1 protein-coding gene (only partly in view) is annotated in these 25,569 nt (G+C 75.5%); it reads right to left on the bottom strand.

The features are described 5' to 3' along the window. Positions 1-25,569, bottom strand: the 5' portion of a protein-coding gene (locus ACLJT4_RS15525) for a type I polyketide synthase (RefSeq protein ID WP_411122908.1). 2,928 nt of this gene lie to the left of the window's left edge; only the first 25,569 of its 28,497 coding nucleotides appear in the window; its start codon is at positions 25,567-25,569; its stop codon lies off the left edge, out of view.

Raw genomic sequence — 25,569 nt, 5'->3', positions numbered from 1 at the left:
CGCCGTGATCTCGCCGATCGAGTGCCCGGCCACGAAGTCCGGGCGGATGCCCCACGACTCGACCAGCCGGAACAGTGCCACCTCGACCGCGAACAGTGCGGGCTGGGTGAAGCCCGTTGCGTTCAGGCGCTCCTCGTCACCGAACATGACGTCCCGCAGGGGGAGGTCCAGTTCCGTGTCCAGGTGTGCCGTCACCGCGTCGAGGGCCTCGGCGAACACCGGGTAGCGGGCGTGGAGTTCACGTCCCATGCCCACCCGCTGCGAGCCCTGGCCGGAGAACAGCACCGCGAGCTTGCCCCGGCGCTCCGCCGCCCGGCCGTGCAGGACCTGGGGGGTGTCGAGGCCGTCGGCGAGCGCGGCCAGGCCGGCGAGGAGTTCCTCGCGGTCTTCGGCGAGGACGGCGGCGCGGTGGGCGAAGGCCGACCGGGTGGTGGCCGCGGACAGTGCCACCTCGGCGACGGTGAGGTCCGGACGGGAGGCCACATGGGCGTGCAGCCGTCGGGCCTGGGCCCGCAGCGCCTCCGGCACGGCGCCCGTCACCGGGACCGGCAGCAAGCCGGCCTGCTCGGGGCGGGCGGGTTCGTCCGTCGTGACCGGTGCGGGCTGCTCGATGATCACGTGGGAGTTGGTGCCGCTGGCGCCGAAGGCCGAGATGCCGGCCCGGCGCGGCCGTCCGGTCTGCGGCCACGCGACCGCTCCGGTCAGCAGTTCGACGCCGCCGGCGGTCCAATCGACGTGCGCCGAGGGCTCGTCGATGTGCAGGGACCTGGGCAGTACGCCGTGCTGCATCGCCAACACCATCTTGATCACGCCGGCGACGCCGGCGGCGGCCTGGGTGTGGCCGATGTTGGACTTCAACGACCCGAGCAGGAGCGGCAGTTCCGGTTCCCGTCCCTGTCCGTAGGTGGACAGCAGTGCCTGCGCTTCGATGGGGTCGCCCAGGGTGGTTCCGGTGCCGTGGGCCTCCACCGCGTCCACGTCGGCCGGTGCGAGAGCCGCGGCGGCCAGCGCCCGCTGGATGACCCGGCGCTGCGAGGGGCCGTTGGGCGCGGTGATGCCGTTGCTGGCACCGTCCTGGTTGACGGCGGAGCCGCGCAGCACCGCGAGGACCTGGTGCCCGTTGCGGCGGGCGTCGGAGAGCCGTTCCAGGACGAGGACGCCGACGCCCTCGGACCAGCCGGTGCCGCCCGCGGCGGACGCGAAGGGCCGGCAGCGGCCGTCCGCGGCGAGCGCCCCCATCTCGCCGAACTCGACGAAGTTCACCGGGCTGGACATCACCGTCACCCCGCCGGTGACGGCGAGGGCGCACTCCCCCGCCCGCAGTGCCTGGGCGGCCAGGTGGAGCGCCACCAGGGACGACGAGCAGGCCGTGTCGACGCTGACGGAGGGGCCTTCCAGACCGAAGGTGTAGGACACCCGGCCGGAGAGCAGGCTCGCCGACTGGGCGGTCTGCGCGTGGCCGAGCTGGCCGGCCTCGGGCCGGTAGTCGCCCGATCCGCCGCCGACGAACACCCCGGTGTCGCCGCCGCGCAGCCCGACGGGGTCGATGCCGGCGCGCTCCAGCGCCTCCCAGGTCGCTTCCAGCAGGATGCGCTGCTGCGGGTCCATCACCATCGCCTCGCGCGGCGAGATCCCGAAGAACCCGGGGTCGAAGTCGGCGACGTCGTAGAGGAAACCGCCTTCGCGGGTGACGGTCCGGCCGCGGCCGTTCCGGTCGCCGCGCAGCAGTCGGTCCAGGTCCCAGCCGCGGTCCGTGGGGAAGCCCCCGATGGCGTCGACTTCGTCCGTGACCAGCTGCCACAAGTCCTCGGGCGAGCTGACCCCGCCCGGGTAGCGGCAGCTCATGCCGACGATGACGACCGGGTCGTCGGTGGTGGCGGCGGACCCCACCCGCAGGGCCGCGCCGTACTCCGCCGTTTCCTCGCCGAGGAGTTCGGCCCGCAGGTGGTCGGCGAGCGCCTCGGCCGTGGGGTAGTCGAAGACGAGGGTCGCGGGCAGTGCGAGACCGGTGGCGGTGGCCAGTTGGTTGCGCAGGTCCACTCCGGTCAGCGAGTCGAAGCCGAGGTCCCGGAACGGCTGGCCGGACGGTACGGCGTCGGCGTCCGCGAACCCGAGCACCGCGGCGACCCGGGTGCGGACGAGGGCCAGCAGGACCTCGGTCCGTTCCGCGGCCGGGCGGGCGGCGAGTTCGGCGCGCAGGCCGGTCGCGGTGCCCGCCGGGCCCGCCTCGGCGGCGGCCGGCTGTGCGAGCGCCGCCTGGGCCTCGGGCAGTTCCGCGAAGAGGGCGCTGCTCCGGTTGCGGGTGAAGGCGGGCGCGAACCGGTCCCAGCGGACGTCGGCGATCGTCACCGTGTCGGTGTCGGTGTCGGTGTCGGTGTCGAGCGAGTGGGCGAGGGCGGTCAGGGCCTGCGCGGAGTCCATCGGCGGCAGGCCGTTGACCCTCAGGTGGGCCGCCAGGCCGTCGGACGCGAGGCCGGCCCAGCCGCCCCAGGCGACCGTCACGGCCGGCAGCCCTCGCTGACGCAACACCCTTGTCACACAGGTGAGTTGGGCGCCCGCCGCGGCCTCGATGACGCGGCCGCCGGCGCCCCACGTCGCGGCGATCGTGGAGAAGAGGACGAACGCGTCCAGGGGACGGTCGCCGGCCGCCGCCTCGGCGATCTCCGCGAGCTGCGCCACGTTGGCGCGCAGGGCGGCCAGGGCGGCGTGCGGCTCCGCCGCGTCGGACGGCTCGTCGGTGTGCACGACGGCGGTCAGCGGTGCCTCGGCCGGCAGCGCGGCGAGCGCGGTCAGCAGTGCCTCCCCGTCGGAGGGGCCGCAGTCGAGCACCGTCACCGGCACGCCCAGGTCGTCGAACGCCGGCCGCGCCGGCGCGCTGTCCGGGGCGGTGGGGTCGGCCAGCACCAGGTGCTGGGCGCCCTGCCCGGCGAGCCAGCGGACGCACTGGCCGCCGGTGCCGGCGGCCGGGCCGACGATCAGGACCGTGCCGGTCGGCTGCCACGGGGTCGCGGGGCCGTCGTGCGCGGCGCGCACCAGCCGTCGCCCGTAGAGGCCGGAGGCCCGCAGCGCGACCTGGTCCTCGGCGCCGATGCCCGCGAGGACGGTGCGGAACCGTTCGGCCGCGCGCCGGTCGAGCACCGGCGGCACGTCCACCAGACCGCCCCAGCGGTCCGGGTGGTCCACGGCGGCGACCCGGCCGATTCCCCACACCATCGCCTGGGCGGGGCTGACCTCGGTCTCCGTGCGGCCCACCGACACCGCGTCGCGGGTGACGCACCACAAGGGGGCGTCGATCCCGGCGTCCGCCAGGGCCGCCACGGCCTCGGTCGGCCAGGCCGGTCCGGCGGGGAGCGCGTCGGCGTACGGGGCGGCGAGCAGCGAGACCGCTCCCGTGAACCCGTCCTCCTGCGCCGCGAGTTCGGCCAGCCGGCCGGTGAGCGCGGCGCGGTCGGTCGGATCGGCCTCGACGAGGACGGCCGTCTCGCCGAGGGCGGCGAGGACAGCGGCGGTCCACACGTCGTCGGTGCCGCCCGTCGGGACGAGCGCCAGCCACCGTCCGGTGAGGGTACCGGGCGCGGTGCCGGCCAGCGGGGTGAAGGTCACCCGGTAGCGCCAGCCGTCGACGGTGGAGCGTTCGACGCGCTTGCGGCGCCAGGCGGACAGGGCGGGGACGAGGGTCGCCAGTGCGGCGTCGTCCAGCTGCAGGTCGTCGGCGAGCGCCGGGAGGTCCGCGCGCTCCACCGCGTCCCAGAAGTCGGCGTCCGCGGAGTCCTGCGGGCCGTCGTGGTGAGGCTCGACGGCCGCGACCTCGGGCCAGAACCACTCCTGCTGGAAGGGGTAGGTGGGCAGGTCCACGCGGCGGGCGCCGGTACCGGCGAAGACGCCCGACCAGTCCACCGCGACGCCCACCACGTACAGCTGGGCGAGCGCGGTGAGCAGCGCGGTCTCCTCGGGACGGTCCTTGCGCAGCGCCGGAACGACGGTCGCGGTCCCGTCCAGGGTGTGCTGGGCCATCGCGGTCAGCACGCCGTCCGGGCCCAACTCCAGGAAGACCGAGGCGCCTTCGGCTTCGAGCGTGCGCACGCCGTCGGCGAAGCGCACCGTCTCCCGCACGTGCCGCACCCAGTAGTCGGGCGTGCACAGCGACTCCGCGGCGGCGACCTGACCCGTCACGTTGGACACGACGGGGATCTGCGGGGCCTCGTACGACAGCTCCTCGGCCACCCGGCGGAAGTCCGCCAGCATCGGCTCCATCAACGCCGAGTGGAAGGCGTGGCTCACCGCCAGGCGTTGCGTCTTGCGCCCCTCGCCGACCAACTCTGCGGCCAGGGCGAGCACGTCGGCCTCCCGGCCGGCGAGGACGAGCGCCTCGGGGCCGTTGACCGCCGCGATCGACACGCCCTCGGTCAGCCGCGGACCGACCTCGTCCTCGGACGCCTGGACGGCCACCATCGCGCCGCCCGCGGGCAGCGCCTGCATCAACCGCGCCCGGGCCGCCACCAACGCGCACGCGTCCGCGAGCGAGAACACCCCGGCGACGTGCGCCGCCGCGATCTCACCGATCGAATGCCCGGCGACGAAGTCCGGTCGCACGCCGAGGGACTCCGCCAGCCGGAACAGCGCCACCTCGACGGCGAACAACGCCGGCTGGGTGAAGCCCGTCTCGTCCAGGCCGTCCGCCGCGCCGAACAGCACCTCCCGCAGCTCGTCGTCGAAGTGCGCCAGCACCTCGTCCAACGCGGCCGCGAACACCGGGAACCTGTCGTACAACTCCCGGCCCATGCCGACCCGTTGCGCGCCCTGACCGGAGAACAGCACCGCCAGCTTCCCGTCGCTCCCGCGGGAGACGCCGCGGGCGAGTTCCCGCATCTCCGTCCCGTCGGTGGCGAGCACCGCGCGGTGGGCGAAGGCCGAACGGCCGGTGGCCAGGGAGTGGCCGACGTCGAGCGGTGACGCCCCGGTCAGTGCCGAGACCCGCTCGATCTGGGCCGCCAGCGCGGCCGCGGACTTGCCCGACACCGGCCACGGCACCAGGCCCGGCACCGTCGTCACGGGCTCCGGCGCCACCGGCTCCTCGGTGTCCGGTGCCTGTTCGAGGATGACGTGGGCGTTGGTGCCGCTGACGCCGAAGGCCGAGACACCGGCCCGCCGGACCTGCCCGGTCGCGGGCCAGTCCTGCTGCTCGGTGACGAGCGCGACCGAACCGTCGGTCCAGTCGACGTGCGAGGACGGGGCGTCGATGTGCAGGGTCTTGGGCAGGACGCCGTGGCGCATCGCCAGGAGCAGCTTGAGGGTGCCGGCGACGCCGGCGGCCGCCTGGGTGTGGCCCAGGTTGGACTTGACGGCTCCGACCAGCAGCGGCCGCGGCCGGTCCGGCCCGTAGGCGGCGATCAGGGCGCCCGCTTCGATGGGGTCGCCGAGGGTGGTGCCGGTGCCGTGGGCCTCGACGACGTCGATGTCGGCGGGGGCGAGGCGGGCGTCGGCGAGGGCCTGGCGGATGGCGCGCTGCTGGGCCCGCCCGTTGGGCGCGGTCAGCCCGTTGGAGGCGCCGTCCTGGTTGACGGCGGTGCCGCGCACGATGCCCCACACCTCGTGGCCGTTGCGGCGGGCTTCGGAGAGGCGTTCCAGGACGAGCACGCCCACGCCCTCGGACCAACTCGTGCCGTCGGCCGCTTCGGCGAAGGGCTTGCACCGCCCGTCGGGGGCCAGGCCGCCCTGGATCGTGAACTCGGTGAAGGCACCGGGGCTGGACATCACCGAGACGCCGCCGGCCAGGGCGAGGGTGCACTCGCCGTTGCGCAGCGCGTTGGCGGCCATGTGCAGGGCGACCAGCGCGGAGGAGCAGGCGGTGTCGACGGTGACGGCCGGGCCCTCCAGGCCGAAGGTGTAGGACAGCCGCCCGGACAGGACGCTGGCGGTGTTGCCGGTCGCGACGTGGCCGCGGAGGTCGGCGGTGCCGGTGCCCTGACGCAGCAGCTCGGTGTAGTCCTGGCCGTTGGTGCCCACGAACACGCCGGTGCGGCTGCCACGCAGGGTGGTGGCGTCGATGCCGGCGCGCTCGAACGCCTCCCAGGAGGTCTCCAGCAGCAGCCGCTGCTGCGGGTCCATGGCCAGTGCCTCGCGCGGCGAGATGCCGAAGAAGGCCGCGTCGAAGAGGCCCACGCCGTCCAGGAACCCGCCTTCGAGGGTGGCGGAGGCACCGTGGGCGAGCGCGTCGAGGTCCCAGCCGCGGTCCGCGGGGAAGCCGCCGATGGCGTCCTCGCCGCGGCTCAGCAGCTGCCAGAGGTCCTCGGGCGACCGGATGCCGCCGGGGAAGCGGCAGTTCATGCCGACGACGGCGATGGGGTCGTCGTCCGCCGCGCGGCCGGCGGGGGCCGGGCCGGCCACGTCCACCGCGGGGAGGGTGCCGAGGAGTTCGCCGAGCAGGAAGTCGGCGAGTGCGGTCGGGGTCGGGTAGTCGTAGACGAGGGTCGCGGGCAGTTTCAGGCCGGTGGTGGCCGTGAGGGTGTTGCGCAGTTCGACGGTGGTCAGCGAGTCGAAGCCCAGGTCGCTGAAGGCGCGGTCGGCGCCGATGTCCGAGGTGCCGGCGTGTCCGAGGACCGCGGCCACCCGGGTGCGCACCAGGTCCAGGACGAAGCCGGGGCGCGCGGTCGGCGAGAGTCCGGCGAGCCGCTGGCGCAGAGCCGGCTCCGGCAGGGCGGCGTGCTCGGCCCCGGTGGGCGTGGTGGCCCGGCGCAGTGCGGGCAGGTCGCCGACGAGGGGACTGGGGCGCAGGGCGGTGAACACCTCCGCGTAGCGCGGCCAGTCGATGTCCGCGAGGGTCAGCGTCGGGGCGCCGTGCTCGATCGCCCGCCGCAGGGCGGTGAGGGCGAGCCGGGGCGGCAAGGGGGTGTAGCCGCCGCGGCGGATGCGTTCCTGGACGCTGGTGCCGTCGGCCGCCATCCCGGTCTCCGCCCAGGGGCCCCAGGCCAGCGAGGTGGCGGGCAGGCCATGGGCGCGGCGCCGTTCGGCGAAGGCGTCGAGGAAGGCGTTGGCCGCCGCGTAGTTGCCCTGGCCGGGTGCGCCGAGGGTGCCGGCCACGGAGGAGAAGAGCACGAACGCGCTCAACTCCTTGTCGCGGGTGGCCTCGTGGAGGTTGACGGTGGCGGTGACCTTGGCGCGCAGGACGGCGCTGAACTGCTCGGGGGTGAGGGTGTCCAGGGTGCCGTCGTCGACGGTGCCCGCGGTGTGGAACACCGCGGTGAGCGGCTGCTCGTCGGGGACGGTGGCCAGGAGCGCGGTGAGCGCGTCGCGATCGGCGGTGTCGCACGCCGCGAGGGTGACCCGGGCGCCCGACTCCTCGATCTCCGCGGCCAGGTCGGCGGCGCCGGGCGCGTCGGCGCCGCGACGGCTGACGAGCAGCAGGTGCGGGGCGCCCGCGGCGGCCAGCCATCGGGCGACGTGTCCGCCGAGGGCACCGGTGCCACCGGTGACGAGCACGGTGCCGGTGGGGCGGAAGGTGCCGGTCTCGGGGGCCGGTTCGGCGCGGTGGTGGGACAGGCGGCGGGCGAAGGCCGCGGTGGCGCGCAGCGCGAGTTGGTCCTCGCCGCCGCTGTCGGTGAGGACGGCGGTCAGGCGGCGCAGGGTGGTGCCGTCGAGCGCGTCGGGCAGGTCGATCAGACCTCCCCAGCGCTCCGGGTGCTCCAGTGCGGCCACCCTGCCCAGGCCCCAGACGGCGGCCTGGGCGGGGCGGGCCGGGTGTTCGGTGCGGTCGACGGCCACTGCGGTGCGGGTCACGCACCACAGGGGGGCCTCGACGTCCGCGTCACCCAGGGCCTGGACGGCGGTGGCCGTCAGCAGCAGGCCCGTGGTCGTGGTGTCAGTGACGTCCTCGGTGTCGTCGCCGGCGGTGGCCAGCAGGGACAGGACGCCCGTGAACGCGCCGTGTTCGGCGGCCAGTTCGCGTATCCGCTCCGTCAGGGCCACGCGCTCCGGGGCGGTGACGACGAGGCGTACGGAGTCGGCTCCCGGCACACCGGCGACCGCGTCGAGCCATTCCGGCTCGCCGTCGGCGGGTGACAGCACCAGCCAGGTGCCGGCGGGGCGGGCGGTGACCGTCGGGGCGGTCAGGCGCTTCCAGGTGGTGCGGTAGCGCCAGCCGTCGATGGTGGAGCGCTCCCGGCTGCGGCGCCGCCAGGCGGAGAGGGCGGGCACGACGGTCGTGAGGGTGTCGTCGTCCAGGTCCAGTGCGGATCCCAGGGACGCGAGGTCCGCGCGCTCCACCGCCGACCAGAAGTCCGCGTCCGCGGCGTCGGCGGGGTGGGCCGGTGCGGCGGCCTCGGCGCTCGGCTCGGGCCAGAAGCGCTGGCGCTGGAACGGGTAGGTCGGCAGGTCGATGCGGCGGGCCGCACGGCCCGCGAACACCGCGTCCCAGTCGACCCGGACCCCGTGGAGGTGCAGCTGGGCCAGTGCCGTGGTCAGGGCCGGGGCCTCGGGCCGGTCCCGGCGCAGGGCCGGGACGGCGGTGGCGCGGGTCTCCTCGTCGGTGCCCTCGCGGACCGCGCCGCTGAGCACCGCGTCCGGGCCGAGCTCGAAGAAGGTCGTCACGCCGTGCTCGGTGAGCTGCCGCACGGCGTCGGCGAAGCGGACGGTGCCGCGGACCTGCCCGGTCCAGTACTCCGGTGCGGCGAGTTCGTCGTGGGTGAGCAGGGTGCCGGTGACGGTGGACACCAGCGGCACGGTGGGTGCCTGGCAGGTGACGTCGCGGACGACGCGGGCGAAGTCCGCCAGCATCGGGTCCATGTGCGGCGAGTGGAAGGCGTGGCTGACGCGCAGTCGCTTGGTGCGGTGGCCGCGCTCCTCGAAGTGCGCCGCGACGGCGTGCACCGCGTCCTCGTCGCCCGAGACGACCAGGGAGGTCGGGGTGTTGACGGCGGCGATCGCGGCCCGGCCCTCGTACGGGGCGAGCGCGGCGGTCACCTCGTCCTCGGTGGCTTCGACGGAGGTCATGGCGCCGCCGGCGGGCAGTGCGGCCATCAGCCGGCCGCGGGCCGCCACCAGGGTGCAGGCGTCCTCCAGGGAGAGGACTCCCGCGGCGTGCGCGGCGGCGAACTCGCCGATGGAGTGGCCGGCGACGTAGTCGGGGCGCAGGCCCCAGGACTCGGCGAGGCGGAACAGGGCCACTTCGAGGGCGAAGAGGGCGGGCTGGGTGTACTGGGTCTCGTCCAGCAGCGCGGCCTCGGGGGTGTCCGGGGCGGCGAAGAGGATCTCCCGCAGCGGACGGTCGAGTTCCAGGTCGAAGCGGGCCAGTACGGCGTCCAGTGCCTCGGCGTAGACCGGGTGCCGGTCGTAGAGCTCGCGGCCCATTCCGGGGCGCTGGCTGCCCTGGCCGGTGAAGAGGAAGGCCAGTCGGCCGTGGTCCGGGCGGCCGGTGAGCAGCCCGGCGTCGGCGGTCGCGTCGCGCAGTGCGGTCAGTGCCCGGGTGAGGGCGTCGTGGTCGTCGATGACGACGGCCGCGCGGTGCTCCAGGGCGGACCGGGAGGTGGCGAGGGAGTGCGCGAGGTCGGTCAGCGGCAGGTCGGGGTGGTCGGCGAGGTGGGACAGCAGTCGGCCGGCCTGGGCGCGCAGTGCCGCTTCGGTGTGCCCGGACAGCAGCACCGGTACGGGGGCGGCATCGACCGCGCCGGTGGGCGGGGTGGCGGTGGTGTCCTCGGACGGGTCCTCGGGGGCCTGTTCGAGGATGGTGTGGACGTTGGTGCCGCTGAGGCCGAAGGAGGAGACGCCCGCGCGGCGCGGGTGTCCGGTGCTCGGCCAGGGCAGCGGCTCGGTGAGCAGTCGGAGGGCGCCGGAGCTCCAGTCGACGTGCGAGGAGGGCCGGTCGACGTGCAGGGTGCGCGGCACGGTGCCGTGGCGCAGGGCCATCACCATCTTGATGACGCTGGCGACGCCGGACGCCATCTGGGTGTGGCCGATGTTGGACTTCACCGAGCCCAGCAGCAGCGGGTGTTCGGGGTCGCGGCCCTGGCCGTAGGTGGCGAGCAGGGCCTGCGCCTCGATGGGGTCGCCGAGGGCGGTGCCGGTGCCGTGTCCGTCGATGACGTCGATGCCGTCGGCGTCCACCTTGGCGTTGGCCAGTGCCTGCCCGATGACGCGCTGCTGGGACGGGCCGTTGGGCGCGGTCAGGCCGTTGGAGGCGCCGTCCTGGTTGACGGCGGAGCCGCGGACGACGGCGAGGACCCGGTGCCCGTTGCGGCGGGCGTCGGAGAGGCGTTCGACGAGGACCAGGCCGACGCCTTCGGCCAGGCTCATGCCGTCGGCCTGGTCGGAGTAGGCCTTGCAGCGGCCGTCGGCGGCCATCGCGCGCTGGCGGCTGAAGCCGACGAACGCGGCGGGCGTGGACATGATGCTGACGCCGCCCGCGAGGGCCAGGGAGCTCTCGCCGTTGCGCAGGGACTGGCAGGCCAGGTGCAGGGCGACCAGGGAGGAGGAGCAGGCGGTGTCCAGGGAGACGGCCGGGCCCTCGAAGCCGTAGGTGTAGGAGAGCCGGCCGGACAGGACGCTGGAGATGGTGCCGGTGATCAGGTGGCCCTCGGCGCTCTCCGGGCTCGCGCCGGAGGCTCCGTAGTCCTGGTAGCTGGCGCCGATGAAGGTGCCGGTGCTGCTGCCGCGCAGGGTGGCGGGGTCGAGACCGGCGTGCTCCATCGCCTCCCAGGACGTCTCCAGCAGCAGGCGCTGCTGGGGGTCCATGGCGAGGGCCTCGCGGGGCGAGATGCCGAAGAAGGAGGCGTCGAACTCGGTGGCGTCGTGCAGGAAGCCACCGCGGGTCGAGTAGGTGTGGCCGGCCCGGTCGGGGTCGGGGTCGTAGAGGCCCTCGGCGTCCCAACCGCGGTCGGTGGGGAACTCGCCGGTGGCGTCGCCGCCCTCGACGACCAGGCGCCACAGGTCCTCCGGCGAGCCGACGCCGCCGGGGTAGCGGCAGCTCATGCCGATGATGGCGATGGGCTCGTCGTCGGCGGCCGCGGTGTACGTGGTGGGGGCGCCGGAGTCGGCCGCGGCCCCGGTGAGGGAGTCGCGCAGGAAGGTGACGAGGGCGCGCGGGTTGGGGTGGTCGAAGACCATGGTGCTGGGCAGCGCGAGCCCGGTGACGGTGGCGATCCGGTTGCGCAGGTCGACGGCGGTCAGCGAGTCGAACCCGACGTCGCGGAAGGCGCGTTGTTCGGAGAGCACGTCGGGCGAGGCGTGGCCCAGTGCGGTGGCGGCCTCGCCGCGGACCAGGTCCAGCAGGAGCCGTTCCTGCTCGACGGGGGCCAGCCCGCGCAGCCGGTCGGCGAACTCGCTGCCGGATTCCGCGGGCCCGCCGGTCTGTTCGGCGAGCCGCTGGATCTCGGGCAGGTCGTCGAAGAGCCGGGTGGGGCGCGCGGAGGTGAAGACGGGGTAGTAGCGCTCCCAGTCCACGTCGGCGACGGCCAGGTGCGTCTCGTCGCCGTCGAGGGCCTGGCGCAGGCCGGTGAGGGCCAGTTCGGGGTCCATGAAGACCAGTCCGCTGCGGCGGATCTGACCGGGGTCGACCCGGCCGAGCTTGAGGTCGTCGGACCAGATGCCCCAGGAGACGGCGGTGGCCCGGGCGCCGCGGGCGCGCCGGTGCTCGGCCAGGGCGTTGAGGTGGGCGTTGCCGGCCACGTAGGCGGCGTGGGCGCCGCTGCCCCACATGCCGGCGGTGGACGAGTACAGGACGAAGGCGTCCAGGTCGTCGCCGACGAGCTCGTCCAGGTGCCGGGCGCCGTTGACCTTGGCGTCCATGACCTTCGCGAAGTCGTCGAGGGTCGTCTCCTCCAACGTCGCCAGTTCGATGGTGACGGCGGTGTGCACGACGGTGCGCACGGTGCGGCCGTCGGCGGCGAGCGCGTGAAGCATCCCGGCGACCGCGTCGCGGTCGGTCAGGTCGCAGGCGACGACGCTGGCCTCGCAGCCCAACTCGGCCAGCTCCCGGACGATGTCGTCGGAGCCGGGGGCCGCCGGGCCGCGGCGGCTGGTGAGCACGACGTGCTCGGCGCCCTGCCGGGCGAGCCAGCGGGCCAGGTGCGGGGCGAGGGTGCCGGTGCCGCCGGTGACCAGGGTGGTGCCCCGCGGCGTCCAGGGCCGGTCCGGCGCCGGGTCGGCGGGGGTGGCGCGCACGACGCGGCGGGCCAGGACGCCCGAGGCGCGGACGGCGAGTTGGTCCTCGCCGGTGCGGCCGGAAAGGACGGCGGCCAGGCGCTCGGCGGCCCGCCGGTCCAGTGCGTCGGGCAGGTCGACCAGACCGCCCCAGCGCTGCGGGTGTTCCAGGGCTGCGGTCCAGCCGAGGCCGTGGATCTGGGCCTGGTCGGGCCGGGTGAGCCGGTCCGCGCGGCCGGTGGAGACCGCGCCCCGGGTCAGGCACCACAGCGGCGCGTCGAGGCCGGCGTCGCCGAGCGCCTGGACGAGCGTGACGGACAGGGCCGTCGCGCGGCTGAGCGCCGGGTGGTGTGGGCTCGGGCCCTCTGCGGCGGCCAGCAGGGACACCACGCCGGTGAGGTCCGCGGCGCCGTCGAGGTCGGCCAGGCGCGCGGTCAGCGTCGCGCGGTCCAGGCAGGCGTCGTCCAGGACGAGGGTGCGGGCCTCGGCGCCGTGCGCGGTGAGGACGGCGGTGATGTCGTCGCCGTCGGTGTCGTCGGTGTCGTCGGTGGTGACGACGAGCCAGGTGCCGGTCAGGGCGGCCGTGGGGAGGGCGGTCAGCGGCTGCCACGTGGCGCGGTAGCGCCAGGAGTCGACGGCCGCCAGGTCGCGCCGGCGTCGGCGCCAGTCGGACAGGGCCGGCAGGACGGGTTCCAGGGCGGCGCGGTCCAGATGCAGGCGGGAGGCGAGGGAGTCGACGTCCGCCTCCTCCACCGCGGTCCAGAACTCCGCGTCGGCGGGGTCCGCTTCGGCCTGGTTCTGGGTCCGGTCGGGGATGGCCCACATCTGCTCGCGCTGGAAGGCGTAGGTGGGCAGCGGTACCCGGCGGGCGCCGGTGTCGGCGAAGACCGCGGACCAGTCGGCGTCCGCGCCCCGGACGAAGGCTTCGGCCAGGGACGTCAGGAAGCGGTCGGTGCCGCCGGTGTCGCGCCGCAGGGTGCCGAGGACCGCGGTCGTGCCGCCGCTCTCCTCGGCGATCGCCTGGACGCCCATGACGAGCACCGGGTGCGAGCTGACCTCGATGAAGAAGCCGTGGCCCTGGCCGAGGAGGTCGCGGACGGCGGACTGGAAGCGGACGGTCTGGCGCAGGTTGGTGTACCAGTAGTCGGCGTCCATGGTGGTGGTGTCCAGCCAGTCACCGGTGACGGTGGAGAAGAACGGCACCTCGGCCGGGCGCGGGCGGACCGGCGCCAGGACGCTGTGCAGTTCCTCCCGCACCCGCTCGACCTGCGCGGAGTGCGAGGCGTAGTCCACGGCGATGCGCTTGGCGCGGACGTCCTCGGCGACCAGTGCGGCCTGGAGGGCGTCCAGCGGGGCGGTGGCCCCCGAGACGACGGTGGAGCGGGGGCCGTTGACCGCGGCGATCGAGAGGTCCTCGTAGGCGGCGAGGCGCGCTTCGACGTCGGTGGCGGGCAGCGGGACGGACAGCATGCCGCCGGTGCCGGCCAGTCCGCGGGCGATGGCCTGGCTGCGCAGGGCGACGACGCGGGCCGCGTCCTCCAGGGAGAGCGCCCCGGCGACGGCCGCCGCGGCGATCTCGCCCTGCGAGTGGCCGACCACGGCGTCCGGCTCGATGCCGTAGGAGCGCCACAGTGCGGCCAGCGACACCATCACGGCGAAGGAGGCCGGCTGGACGACGTCGACGCGGTCCAGCGTCGGTGCGCCGTCGACCTGGCGCAGCACGTCGAGCAGGGACCAGTCGACGAACTCCGAGAGGGCGGTGGCGCATTCGGTCAGGCGCTCGGCGAAGACCGGGGACTCGTCGAGCAGCCGCGCTCCCATGCCGACCCACTGGGAGCCCTGGCCGGGGAAGACGAAGACGGTCTTGCCTTCGGTGTCGGCCGTGCCCTGGACGACACCGGGCGCGGAGCCGCCGGTGGCGAGGGCGTCGAGGGCCGCGCGCCGGGTCCGGTCGTCGGTGCCGACGACGACCGCGCGGTGGTCGAAGAGGGTGCGCGCGCTCACCAGGGAGTGGCCGACGTCGAGGGCGTCGGGCGCCGGTTCGGCGTCGAGGTGGGCGGCGAGGTGGGTCGCCTGGGCGCGCAGCGCGCCCGGGGTGCGGGCGGACAGCGTCCAGGGGACGGCGTCGCCGGCCGGGGGCACCGACGGCGCCGGGGCCGCGTCCTGAGGGCGGGGGGCCTCTTCGAGGATGGTGTGGGCGTTGGTGCCGCTGATGCCGAAGGAGGAGACGGCGCAGCGGCGCGGGCGTTCGCCCTCGGGCCAGTCGTGGGGCTCGTGCAGCAGCGCGACGGTGCCCGGGGTCCAGTCGATGTGGCTGGAGGGGGTGTCGGCGTGCAGGGTGCGCGGCAGCGCGCCCCGGCGCAGGGCCAGGACCATCTTGATGACGCCGGCGACGCCGGCCGCCGACTGGGTGTGGCCGATGTTGGACTTCACCGAGCCCAGCAGCAGCGGGTGTTCGGGGTCGCGGCCCTGGCCGTAGGTGGCGAACAGGGCCTGCGCCTCGATGGGGTCGCCGAGGGCGGTGCCGGTGCCGTGCGCCTCGACGGCGTCGATGTCCTTCGCGGCCAGTCCCGCGTTGGCCAGGGCCTGGCGGATGACGCGCTGCTGGGAGGGGCCGTTGGGGGCGGAGAGGCCGTTGGAGGCGCCGTCCTGGTTGATGGCCGATCCGCGGACGACGGCGAGGATCTCGTGGCCGTTGCGCTGGGCGTCGGAGAGGCGTTCCAGGACGAGGACGCCGACGCCTTCGGCGAGGGTCATGCCGTCGGCACCGTCGGAGAACGCCTTGCAGCGGCCGTCGCCGGCCAGGGCCCGCTGCCGGCTGAAGGCGACGAACGGGTTGGGGTTGGTCATGACGGTCGCGCCGCCGGCCAGGGCCAGGGAGCTCTCGCCGTTGCGCAGGGACTGGCAGGCCAGGTGCAGGGCGACCAGGGAGGAGGAGCAGGCGGTGTCGACGGTGACCGCCGGTCCTTCGAGGCCGAAGAGGTAGGCCAGGCGGCCGGAGAGCACGCTCGGGCTGGTGCCGGTCACCAGGTGGCCGGCGGAGCCGTCCTCGATGCCGAGTCCGTACTCCTGGTAGGTGGAGCCGATGAAGGTGCCGGTGGCGCTGCCGTGGACGGTGGTGGGGTCGATGCCGGCGTGCTCGAACGCCTCCCAGGTGGTCTCCAGCAGCAGCCGCTGCTGGGGGTCCATCGACAGTGCTTCGCGCGGCGAGATGCCGAAGAAGGAGGCGTCGAACTCGCCCGCGTCGTGGAGGAAGCCGCCCTGGGCGGAGTAGGTCGTGCCCGGGTTGTCCGGGTCGGGGTGGTAGAGGCCGGTGTCCCAACCGCGGTTGACGGGGAAGTCGGTGATGGCGTCGACGCCGTCGCTGACCAGGTCCCACAGGTGCCGCGGGGAACGGACGCCGCCCGGGAAGCGGCAGCTCATGCCGACGATGGCGATGGGCTCGTCGAAGCGGCCCGCGGACGTCGCGGCCACGGCCGTCGGAGCGGCCGGGTCGCCGGCGGTGCCCAGCAGTTCCTCGCGCAGGTGGCGGACGAGGGCGGCGGGGGTCGGGTAGTCGAAGACCAGGGTGGCGGGCAGGGCCAGGCCGGTGAGGGCGGCCAGTCGCTTGCGCAGTTCCACGGCGGTCAGCGAGTCGAAGCCGGCGTCGCGGAAGGCCCGCCGCTCCGCGATGGCGTCCGCGGAGTCGTGGCCGAGGGCCACGGCCGCCTCGGCGCGCACCAGGTCGATCAGCAGCCGCGTCTGCTCGTCCTCGTCGAGACCCCGCAGGCGTGCGGCGAATTCCGGCGCGGCGTTGCCGTCCTCGGTGCGGTCGAGGGCCTGGACCTCGGCGATCTCGTCGAAGAGGGCGCTCGCGCGGGCGGCGGTGAAGACCGGGTGGTAGCGCTCCCAGTCGATGTCGGCGACGGTGACCGTGACGTCCTCGTGGAGGACGGCGCGGCGCAGTTCGGTGAGGGCGTTCGCGGGCGCGAGGAAGCGCAGTCCGCGCTTGTGCAGTTCGTCGGTGACGGCCTCGTGGGTGGCCATCCCGGCCTCGGCCCAGGGGCCCCAGGCCACGGAGGTGGCGGGCAGGCCGCGGGCCGTGCGGTGCTCGGCCAGGGCGTCGAGGTAGGCGTTGGCGGCGGCGTAGGAGCTCTGTCCGGCGCTGCCCCACACTCCGGCGATCGAGGAGACCAGGACGAAGAGGTCCAGGTCGTGACCGTCCAGGAGGCTGTCGAGGTGGGCGGCGCCGAGCATCTTGGCGGCCATCGCGTCCGCGGCGTCGGCCAGCGGGGTGTCGGTGAGGGCGGCGTTCTGGCCGACGCCGGCGGCGTGCACGACGCCGGACAGCGGGTGCTCCGTGGGGACGGCGGCCAGCAGGGCGGCCAGTGCGTCGCGGTCGGCGGTGTCGCAGGCCGCGATGGTGACCCGGGCCCCCAAGTCCTCTATTTCGGCCGCGAGTTCGGCCGCGCCGGGGGCGTCGGGGCCGCGGCGGCTGGTGAGGAGGAGGTGGTCGGCGCCGCTGCGGGCGAGCCAGCGGGCCACCTCGGCGCCGAGCGCACCGGTGCCGCCGGTGACGAGCACCGTGCCGCGCGGCGCGGTGAAGGCGTCGGCGGGCGGCAGTTCGGCCTGCGGGTGGCGCACCAGGCGACGGCCGAGCGCACCGGTGGCCCGGATGGCGAGCTGGTCCTCGCCGCCGCGGGTGGCCAACGCGCTGACCAGGTGCTGGGTGGCGGGGGCGTCGAGCGTGGCCGGCAGGTCGATCAGGCCGCGCCACAGCTGCGGGTGTTCCAGGGCGGCGACCCGCCCCAGTCCCCAGACCGCAGCCTGGAGGGGGTTGTCGAGCGGGTCGGCCGGGTCGGTGGCGACCGCGCCGCGGGTCAGGGTCCACAGGGGGGCGGCGAGGTCGACGTCGACCAGTGCCTGGGCCAGGACGAGGCTCAGCGCGAGCCCGGTGGGCAGGTCGGCGCTGACCTCGGTGCCGGGGCGGTCGGCGAGCGGCAGCAGGGACAGGATGCCGGCGAAGGCGCGGTCCTCACGGGCCCGTACGGCGTCGAGCCGGGCGGCGAGTTCGGCGCGGTCGCGGCAGGCGTCGTCCAGGGTGAGGGTCTCGAACTGGGCGCCGTGGCCGCGCAGTGCGTCCAGGATCTCGTCGCCGTCGACGCCGTCGGCGGTGACGAGCAGCCAGGTGCCGTCGAGTACGGGCGCGGCGGCGGCCGTCACGGGACGCCAGGCGACCTGGTAGCGGGTGGAGTCCAGCAGCGCCTTCTCCTGCCGCAGTTGGCGCCAGGAGGACAGTGCGGGCAGCAACGCGTAGAGGGAGGCGTGCTGTTCGTCGCGCAGCCCGAGGAGGGTGGCCAGTTCGGTCGCGTCGCCGCGTTCGACGGCGCCCCACAGTGCGGCGTCCGCCGGGTCGACGGCGGCCTGGACGGAGCGGGCCGGGGCCGGTTCGGGCCAGTAGCGCTCGTGTTGGAAGGCGTAGGTGGGCAGCTCGACGGTGCGGGCGCCGGTGCCGGCGAGGTAGCCGGGCCAGTCGACGGCGGTGCCGCGCACGTGCAGGCGGGCCAGTGCGGTGGCCGCACAGCGCTCCTCGTCGCGGCCGAACCGCAGCAGCGGGACGACGTGCACGTCCGCCGCGTCGCCGAGGGCCTCCTGGGCGGGGGCCGACAGCACACTGTCGGGGCCGACTTCGAGGAACGTGCCGGCGCCGCAGTCGTGCGCGGCGTGCAGGGTGTCGGCGAAGCGGACCGCGCGGCGGGCGTGCGCGACCCAGTAGTCGGCGGAGCGCAGCTCGTCGTCGGTGGCGGGGCGCCCGGTCAGGCCGGAGATGACGGTCACGTCCGGCGCGTGGTAGGTGAGTTCGGCGGCGACCTCGCGCAGTCCGTCGAGCGCGGGGTCCATGAGCGGCGAGTGGAAGGCGTGGCTGACCGCCAGGCGCTTGGTCTTGCGGCCCTGGGCGGCGAAGTGGGCGGCGATCTCCTCGGTGGCGGCCAGGTCGCCGGCGACCACGACGCTGTGGGGGCCGTTGACGGCGGCGAGGGAGACCTCGTGCTCGCGCCCGGCGAGCAGCGGCGCGGTCTCCTCCTCGGTGGCCTGGAGGGAGAACATCGCGCCGCCGGCGGGCAGCGCCTGCATCAGCCGGCCCCGGGCGGCCACCAACCGGGCCGCGTCGGGCAGGGAGAGGACCCCCGCGACGTGCGCGGCGGTGATCTCGCCGATGGAGTGGCCCAGCAGCACGTCGGGGCGGACGCCCCAGGTGCCCAGCAGGCGGTGCAGCGCGACCCCGAGGGCGAACAGCGCGGGCTGGGTCCACTCGGTGCGGTCCAGCAGCGCGGCCTCGGGGCTGCCCTCGGGGGCGAACAGCACGTCCTTGAGGGGACGCTCCAGGTACGGGTCGAGGGCGGCGGTCACCTCGTCGAGGGCCGCGGCGAACGCGGGGAAGCGGGCGGCGAGTTCACGGCCGGCTCCGGGCCGCTGGCTGCCCTGCCCGGAGAACACCACGGCGAGCTTGCCCGCGCCGCCGACCTCGCCCTCGGTGACGGCGGAGGTGGGCCGGTCGGCGGCCAGGTCGGCCAGTGCGCGCAGCAGGTCGTCCCGGTCGCCGACGACGACGGCGCGCTGGTCGAAGGCCGAGCGGGTGGTGGCGAGGGACAGCGCGACGTCGACCGGGTCGAGGGCGGGCCGCTCGTCGAGGAAGGACCGCAGGCGGGCGGCCTGGTCCCGGAGCGCGGCCCGGCTCGTGCCGGACAGCGTCCAGGGCACCACGGCCGGGGTGCGCGCGGGCTCCTCGCGCCGCTCGGGGACGGCCGCCGGCTCCTCGACGATGAGGTGGGCGTTGGTGCCGCTGAAGCCGAAGGAGGAGATGGCGGCGCGCCGCGGCCGGTCGGCCTGCGGCCAGGGCGTCTCCTCGGTGAGCAGGCGCACCGCGCCGGCGTCCCACTCCACGTGGGAGGACGGCTGGTCGGCGTGGAGGGTGCGGGGCAGCACGCCGTGGCGCAGGGCCAGGACCATCTTGATGACGCCGGCGACGCCGGCCGCGGCCTGGGTGTGGCCGATGTTGGACTTCACCGAGCCCAGCAGCAGCGGCTGTTCGGCGTCCCGGTCCTGGCCGTAGGTGGCGAGGAGGGCCTGGGCCTCGATGGGGTCGCCGAGGGTGGTGCCGGTGCCGTGGCCCTCGACCGCGTCGATGTCCGTGGTGCTCAGGCCGGCGGCGGCCAGCGCCTGCCGGATCACCCGCTGCTGGGACGGGCCGTTGGGGGCGGTGAGGCCGTTGGAGGCGCCGTCCTGGTTGACGGCGGAGCCGCGGACCACCGCCAGCACCTGGTGCCCGTTGCGGCGGGCGTCGGAGAGGCGTTCCAGGACGAGCACGCCGACGCCCTCGGACCAGCCGACGCCGTCGGCGCCGTCGGAGAACGCCTTGCAGCGGCCGTCCGGGGACAGGCCGCGCTGCCGGGAGAACTCGATGAGCGCACCCGGCGTCGACATCACGGTGACGCCGCCGGCCAGGGCGAGCGTGCACTCCCCCGCGCGCAGCGCCTGCATCGCCCAGTGCATGGCGACCAGCGACGACGAGCAGGCGGTGTCGACGGAGACGGCGGGGCCTTCCAGCCCGAGGGTGTAGGAGACCCGGCCGGAGACGACGCTCGGGGCGGTGCCGCTGCCCTGGTGGCCCTCGAACTGCCCGCCGGCGAGGACGGTGGCGTAGTCGTTGTACATCACGCCCGCGAACACGCCGGTGCGGCTGCCGCGCAGGGACGTCGGGTCGATGCCCGCGCGCTCGACGGCCTCCCAGGACGCCTCCAGCAGCAGCCGCTGCTGGGAGTCGGTGGCCAGGGCCTCGCGGGGGCTCATGCCGAAGAAGGCGGGGTCGAAGTCGGCGGCGCCGTGCAGGAATCCGCCGAAGCGCGAGTAGGAGGTGCCGGTCCGCTCCGGGTCCGGGTCGTAGAGCGCGTCGAGGTCCCAGCCGCGGTCGGTGGGCAGGCCGGAGATGGCGTCGGTGCCCTCGGACACCAGCCGCCACAGGTCCTCGGGCGAGGCGACGCCGCCCGGGTAGCGGCAGCTCATGCCCACGATGACGATGGGGTCGTCGTCGGCGGCGGCGCGGGGAGCACGGGCCGCGGTGGCGGCCTCGGAGCCCATGAGTTCGGCCAGCACGTGCGTGGCGAGGGCGTCGACGGTCGGGTAGTCGAAGATGACGGTCGCGGCGGTGCGCAGCCCGGTGGCCGCGTTGAGCCGGTTGCGCAGTTCGACGGCGGTCAGCGAGTCGAAGCCCAGCTCGCGCAGGGGCCGGCGGGCGTCGATGTCGGCGGTGCTGGCGTGGCCGAGCACGCCGGCCACTTGGCCGGCCACGAGGTCGCGCACGACCTCGTGGCGGTCGGTCTCCGCGAGCCGGGAGAGCCGCTGCACGAGGGTGACGGCCGCCTCCGAACCGGAGACCACCGAGCGGCGGGCCGGGCCGCGGACCAGGCCGCGCCACAGTGCCGGCACCTCGCTCTGGAGGCGCAGCACGGACAGGTCGAGCCGGGTCGGCAGCAGGACGGCGGCGTCCGTTGCGGTGGCGGCGTCGAAGAGGGCGGTGCCCTGTTCCACGGTGAGTGCGGGGGTGCCCAGGCGGGCCATCCGCGCGAGGTCCTCGTCCGTCAGGCCGCCGGTCATCCCGGCGGTGGGCTCCCACGGGCCCCAGGCCAGGGAGAGTCCGGGCAGGCCCTGGGCGCGGCGCAGCTGGACGAGCGCGTCGAGGAAGGCGTTGGCGGCGGCGTAGTTGCCCTGGCCCGCCGTGCCCACGGTGCCGGAGAGGGAGGAGAAGACGACGAAGGCGGCCAGGTCCAGGTCCCGGGTGGCCTCGTGGAGGTGCCAGACGGCGTCGGCCTTGGGGCGCAGGACGGTGCTGAGCTGCTCGGGGGTGAGGGACTCGATGACGCCGTCGTCGAGGGTGCCGGCGCTGTGCACGACGGCGGTGACCGGGTGCGCGGCGGGCACCCCGGCCAGCAGCAGGTCCACGGCGGCGCGGTCGGCCAGGTCGCAGGCGGCGATGGCCACCTGGGCGCCGTGTTCGGCCAGTTCGGCCACGAGTTCCCGGGCGCCCTCGGCGTCCGGGCCGCGGCGGCCGACGAGCAGCAGGTGCCGCACGCCGCGCTCGGCGACCAGGTGCCGGGCCATCACGCGGCCCAGGCCGCCGGTGGCCCCGGTGAGGACGACGGTGCCCTCGGGGTCCCACTCCGCGGCGGCCTGCGGCGCCTGGGCGCGGGCGAGGCGCGCGGTGAGCACGTCGGTGCCGCGGACGGCGGTCTGCGGCTCGTCGAGGGCCAGGGCCCGCAGCAGCGGCTCGGCGGCGGGTTCGTCGAGTGCCGGGTCGAGGTCCACCAGGGCGAAGCGGCCGGGGTGTTCGTTCTGCGCGACGCGCACCAGGCCCCAGACGGCGGCGGCCACCGGGTCCGGCGCCTGCCCGTCGTCAGTGGCGACGGCGCCGCGGGTGACGAAGACCAGTCGGGAGGCGGCGTACTGCTCGCCGGCCAGCCAGTTGCGCAGGCACTCCAGGACGTGGGCGGTGCGGGCGTGCACCGAGCTGACGACCTCGTCGCCGTCGCCGGCCGCACCGGCGACGGGGGCGAGCACCACTTCCGGGGCGCGTTCGGCGTCCACGCCGGGCAGCGCCGTGACCATCAGGTCCGGCGACGCGAGGGCCTGCTCCAGGCCGAAGAGGTCCGGGCCGAGGACGGCGAGGGCGGTGGGCGCCTCCTGGGCGGGCTGGCGCGGTGCGGTCCAGCGCAGCTCGAACAGGGCGTCCCGGACCAGGGAGTCGGTGGTGCCGAACCGTTCGTCGGGCATGGAGCGCAGCACGAGCGAACCGACGGAGGCGACGGCGGCACCGGTGGTGTCGGCGACGGCGAGCGCCATCGCGTCGTCGCCGACCGGGCTCAGCTTCACCCGGACCGTCGTCGCCCCACTGGCGTGCAGGGTCACGTCCTGCCAGGAGAAGGGCAGGCCGCCGCGGGCCCCCTCGCCCAGGTCGGCGAAGGCCGCGGCGTGCAGCGCGGCGTCCAGCAGGGCGGGGTGGATCCCGAACGACGCGGCGGACTCGGCGGCGGATCCGTCCGCGTCGGGCAGGGTCACCTCGGCGTAGACGTCGTCGCCGCTGCGCCAGGCGGCGTGCAGGCCCTGGAAGAGGGGGCCGTACCCGAAGCCGGTGTCGGCGAGCCGGTCGTAGAAGCCGTCGAGGTCGAGCGGCCGGGCGTCGGCGGGGGGCCAGACGGTGGCGTCGAAGCCGGCGTGGTGCTCGCCGGCGACGAGGGTGCCGGAGGCGTGCTCGGTCCAGGGGAGCTCCTCCGGCCCGTCGGGACGGGAGTGGACGCTGACCGCGCGGCGGCCCGTCGCGTCGGGCCCGCCCACCCACACCTGCACCTGGACGCCGCCCTCCTCGGGCAGCGGCAGCGGGGCGGCCAGGGTGAGTTCCTCCACCCGGCCGCAGCCGGCCTCGTCCCCGGCGCGCACGGCCAGTTCCAGGAAGGCGGTGCCCGGCAGCAGGACCGTGCCGCGCACGGCGTGGTCGGCGAGCCAGGGGTGGGTGCGCCGGGACAGGCGTCCGGTCAGCAGCAGGCCGTCGGAGTTGGCGACGGACACGGCCGCGGTCAGCAGCGGGTGGTGCGCGGCGCCCAGGCCGGCCGCGCGCACGTCGCCGCCGGCGGGCAGGCTCTTGGGCCAGTAGCGGCGGCGCTGGAAGGCGTAGGTGGGCAGCTCGGTGCGGCGGGCGCCGGTGCCCTGGAAGTAGGGCTCCCACTGGACGGTGACGCCGCGGGTGTGCAGGCCCGCCAGTGCGGCGGTGAGGGTCTCGGCCTCGGGGCGGCCCGGGCGCAGCACCGCGAGGGTGGCGGGCACGCGGTCGGCGGCGTCGGCGGATGCGGGGGCGTCGTCGGCGGTGTCGGCGGCGGCCAGGCAGGTCTGGGCCATGGCGGACAGGACACCGTCGGGGCCCAGTTCGAGGAAGGTGGCGGCGCCGTGGCCGTGGAGCCAGTCGAGGGTGTCGGCGAACCGCACGGCGTGCCGGGCGTGGTCCACCCAGTAGTCGGGGGAGGTCAGCTGCTCGACCGTGGCGAGGGTGCCGGTGAGGCCGGAGACGACCGGGATGACGGGTGCCTGCGGGGTGAGGCGGGCGACGACGGTGCGGAACTCCGCCAGCATGGGTTCCATGAGCGGAGAGTGGAAGGCGTGCGAGACCCGCAGCCGCTTGGTCTTGCGGCCCAGCGCGTCGAAGTGCGCGGCGACGGCGTCGACGTCCTCGACGTGGCCGGCGACGACCACGGCGGTGGGTCCGTTGACCGCGGCGATCGAGACGCGGTCCGCCCGGTCCGCGAGTTGGGGCAGGACCTCGTCCTCGGTGGCTTCCAGGGAGACCATGGCGCCACCTTCGGGCAGCGCCTGCATCAGGCGGCCGCGGGCGAGCACCAGGTCCGCGGCGTCGGCCAGCGTGAAGACGCCGGCGACGTGCGCCGCGGCGATCTCTCCGATGGAGTGGCCGGCGAGGAAGTCCGGCGTGAGGCCGAAGGACTCGGCGAGCCGGTACAGCGCCACCTCCAGCGCGAAGAGCGCGGGCTGGGCGTAGCCGGTCCGGTCGAGCAGGGCGGCGTCGGGCGTGCCCTCGGCGGCGAACAGCACGTCCTTCAGGGGCCGTTCGAGTCCCTGGTCGAGGTGGCCGAGGACCTCGTCGAGGGCGGCGGCGAAGACGGGGAAGCGGGCGGCGAGTTCGCGGCCCATGCCGGGCCGCTGGGAGCCCTGGCCGGCGAAGAGGAAGGCGAGCTTGGCCCGGGTGCGGGCGGTGTCCTGCACCAGGCCCGGGGCCGGTGTGCCGTCGGCGAGCGCGGTGAGGACGGCGCGGGCCCGGTCCAGGTCGGCGGCGGTGAACGCGGCGCGGTGTTCGAGGCCGGAACGGGCCGTGGCCAGGGAGTGGGCCACGTCCACGGGCGCGATGTCGGGGTGCGCGGTGAGGTGGGCGAGCAGCCGCGTCGCCTGGGCGCGCAGGGCCTCCCGGGTGCGGCCGGAGACGAGCCACGGGACCACGCCGGGCGCCATGGGTTCGGCCGCGTCCTCCGGGCCCGCCTCGGGGGCCGGGACGGCCGGGGCCTCTTCCAGGATGGTGTGCGCGTTGGTGCCGCTGAGCCCGAACGAGGAGATGCCGGCCCGGCGCGGCTGTTCGCCCTGCGGCCAGGCGACCTGCTCGGTGAGCAGGCGCACGGACCCTTGGGACCAGTCGACGTGCGAGGTCGGCGCGTCCACGTGGAGGGTGCGCGGGAGCAGGCCGTGCCGCAGGGACAGCACCATCTTGATGACGCCGGCCATGCCGGCCGCCGCCTGGGTGTGCCCGAGGTTGGACTTGACGGAGCCCAGCAGCAGGGGGTGTGCGGCGTCCCGGCCCTGGCCGTAGGTCGCCAGCAGTGCCTGGGCCTCGACGGGGTCGCCGAGGGTGGTGCCGGTGCCGTGCGCCTCGACGACGTCGACCTCGGCGGCCGAGAGCCGCGCGCTGACCAGCGCCTGCTCGATGACCCGTTGCTGCGAGGGGCCGTTGGGCGCGGTCAGCCCGTTGGAGGCGCCGTCCTGGTTGACGGCGGAGCCGCGGATGACGGCCAGCACCTCGTGCCCGTTGCGGCGGGCCGTCGAGAGGCGCTCCAGGACCAGGACGCCGACGCCCTCGCCCCAGCCGGTGCCGCCCGCGGAGTCGGCGAAGGAGCGGCAGCGCCCGTCGGCGGCGAGCCCGCCCTGCCGGCTGAACTCCACGAACGTGGTGGGGCTGGACATCACGGTGACGCCGGCGGCCAGCGCCAGGGAGCATTCGCCCTGGCGCAGGGCGTGGGCGGCCAGGTGCAGGGCGACGAGGGAGGACGAGCAGGCGGTGTCGACGGTGACCGCCGGCCCCACGGTCCCGAAGAAGTAGGCGAGCCGGCCCGAGAGGACGCTGGTGGCCGTGCCCGTCAGGGCGAAGCCCTGGACGTCGTCGTCCGGGCCCACCCGGTACTCCTGGGGCATCGCGCCCACGAACATGCCCGTCCGGCCACCGCGGACCGTGGCCGGGTCGATACCGGCCCGTTCGAAGGCTTCCCAGGAGGACTCCAGCAGCAGTCGCTGCTGCGGGTCCATGGCGAGGGCCTCACGGGGCGATATCCCGAAGAAGGAGGCGTCGAACTCGGCCGCGTCGTGCAGGAATCCGCCGGAGAACTGGCCGGCGTCCTCGGCCAGCATCTCCCAGCCGCGGTCGTCGGGGGAAGCGGTGATGGCGTCCCCGTCATCGGCCAGCAGGGACCAGAGCTCCTCGGGACTGCCCACGCCTCCCGGGAAGCGGCAGCTCATGCCCACGATCGCGATCGGCTCGCGGGCCGCCGCCTCCAACTCACCCACCCGCTGCCGGGAGCGCCGCAGATCGGCGCTGGCCCGCTTGAGGTAGTCGCGGAGCTTCTGTTCCTGATCCAT

The organism is Streptomyces sp. x-19 (genome assembly GCF_046549115.1).
Lineage (GTDB): Bacteria > Actinomycetota > Actinomycetes > Streptomycetales > Streptomycetaceae > Streptomyces > Streptomyces albulus_C.
Note: the sequence above shows the minus strand (reverse complement) of the source record. Positions and strands in the feature narration are given on the sequence as shown.